The 757-nt window shown below is 49.1% G+C and carries 1 protein-coding gene; it reads right to left on the minus strand.

Translation table 11 applies throughout. The features are described 5' to 3' along the window. On the minus strand, positions 1-360 hold a 360-nt coding region (locus DEH07_07940; GenBank protein ID HBY04449.1), incomplete at its 3' end, for a hypothetical protein. Positions 361-757: the final 397 nt, after the last annotated feature.

The following is a 757-nucleotide window of genomic DNA, read 5'->3' on the forward strand; positions in this document are numbered from 1 at the left end:
ATCGCCCAAAAGACCCCGCTTAGCCGAAGGGAGCACTACCGCCGTGGCTAAAATCCGGTGCAGGATCTTTTCTGGTTTACTTTCGAACTTTCTGCCCCGGAGCAAATATTTCACGATCATTTTTACGATCTCCGGGTGCTTGGGCGGCAGTTTTTTCCCGGCTTTGAGTTTCTTTTTCGGCTTACGCTTAAACTTTTTAATCTTGCCCGGTTTCGAGGCTAACCAGAAGCGATCCAGGAAGTCATAATAGGCGCCCACGCCAGGGATCTGCCCGGTGAGAAAACCACAGATAATCGCCAGGATGTCGTCGCTTAAGCAGTCTTTCCACCCACGAATCAACGCTCTCTTCGTGGCACTCAACCATCATGACCAAGGAACGCAAGAGCTCCGGCTGGTTCTTAAGCCGGGCGGCCAGTGGAGGCTTGAACTAAGGGCCAAGTTCCCCGCGGAGTTCGTCTAAATCCAACAGCCAGAGTTTCTTGATGCCGTCTTTGTGCTGCACAATGATTTGCAGGTATACCGGCCAGCGCACCTTAAGTTCGCGTGAAGCATACTGCCGGTATCCCGAATGTGGTCGCCATTTGCCAAGCAATTTCATCCCCCCATTATTTAGTGGTACTGGCCATCAATGCCTCCCATTTGGTTTTTTTGGGGATGAAATAAGTCAAGTCCCGACTTCACTAATCCGGGACTCTAATTAAATATAATATTTTAATTACTCCCGGTATCTCTATCAATCACAAAATACCATGATAGC

Source organism: Desulfotomaculum sp. (assembly GCA_003513005.1).
Taxonomy (GTDB): domain Bacteria; phylum Bacillota; class Desulfotomaculia; order Desulfotomaculales; family Nap2-2B; genus 46-80.